This is a genomic window from Gemmatimonadota bacterium, from assembly GCA_021295815.1.
Classification (GTDB): domain Bacteria; phylum Gemmatimonadota; class Gemmatimonadetes; order Longimicrobiales; family Gaopeijiaceae; genus JAGWBQ01.
Genome location: JAGWBQ010000012.1, coordinates 68,380 through 69,804 on the forward strand (window position 1 = coordinate 68,380; position 1,425 = coordinate 69,804).

The 1,425-nt window shown below is 61.5% G+C and carries 2 protein-coding genes; both read right to left on the minus strand.

The window, feature by feature from the left end; all coding sequences use genetic code 11:
- Positions 1 to 205: hypothetical protein (locus tag J4G12_06675; GenBank protein MCE2455491.1), on the minus strand; the 205-nt coding region annotated here is incomplete at its 3' end.
- Positions 206 to 398: 193 nt separating this feature from the next.
- Positions 399 to 1,425: hypothetical protein (locus J4G12_06680; protein ID MCE2455492.1), on the minus strand; the 1,027-nt coding region annotated here is incomplete at its 5' end.

The window sequence follows — 1,425 nt, forward strand, 5'->3', positions numbered from 1 at the left end:
ACGGGACAACACGGATGTGAAACGCACTCCACGCTCCGACGATCAGCACAGCCCGGATCAGGGCCGCGACCTGGAGGCGCCTCGCGAACCGCGGGTGAAGCGGGGTCCAGTCGAGGGCCTCGGTGCCGGGAAGGGAATCGAGCGGGATTTCCGGGTTGACGAACATGCCGGGGGGCCCGGCCTCGATCGTTGTGGGTTCAGTCATTGTGCGAACCGGGCGCATCGGGAACCCGGCCCTCCGCGAAAAGTGGGTCGTCTATGGACCTTGGAGATGCAGAGGGCCCCTGTCCCCTGGGGCCAAATGTTAGCCAGACTGCCTTACCCCGTTACTTCTCTTTCTCTCCTTAGACGGTGGTCCAGCGGGGGCCTCGCGTTGCGAGATTCGCGGCTGCGTGCCCTCAGCCGCCCCGGCCAATTCCGTACACCGCCAAGTGTTCGACGCCCAGTTCGTCCTTATCTCGGACGAGAACGTAGTCTTCCCCGATTTCAAGGATGTCGCTTGAGGGACCGGTAACAGCACGAGCCAACGGCATCCCATCCTCACCGAAGATCGTCCACCGCCATAGCTGCCGCGTCACCAACGTGGCCGGAGGAACGTAGTCGGAGATCCAAAGACGCCCGACTTCGTCGAATCGCAGTTCACTGAAATACGGAATCGGCCCGCCCAAAGCCACCTCGTCCAAGTACTGCAAGGCAAGGTCTTTGGGGCTCCTATTGGTCGTTGGATCGACCACCCAAGCCCTTACCGAGTCAAGGTGTTCCCGGGTCACGCTCTCAGGCTGCATGTTGACTCGCAAGATCCGCCGGAGGACACCGAGAGAGTCATACAGCCTCACGTCAAAACGGCCAGATTGTCCAAGCGCTACCATCCTAGGGCCAAAGGCCCAACTACCCTTGGGGGCGTAGAGTTCTTCAACGCTCCACATCCAACGCGGACCACCGGATCCATCACCTCCGACTATCGTCGCACGACGCGAACTCGGAATGGAATCGATTACGACGGCGGTGTCTCCCGTCGCGCGCGCCACGATGTACATAGCGCCGGGATTGCGAAGAACCACACCCTCTCTCATTCTGGGCGACGCCTCCCGGCGCGATCCATACCAGAAGATCGCTCCCTCACCCGTGAGCCCGGCGAAGTAGCAAAGGGGCGGATCGTGAAAGGACCTCCCGTCGCCAGGACGACACGCACCTAGCCGGGTCTCCTGGAGGTTGTACTGGTCATCGTAGAAGCTGAATCTCTTTTGCTCCACGTCCGCTACGGCGAATCCTCCGTCTCGCAGCCTCCGAAGGGAGACCGACTTGAACTCGCCCGGGCCTTCTCCTATTCCGCCAAAAGCCCGACGAAACCTCCCGTCCGGACCGAAGACGCGGAACTCAAAGCCAAACTCTTCCACGATCACGATGTCGCCGGACGGGAGTCTG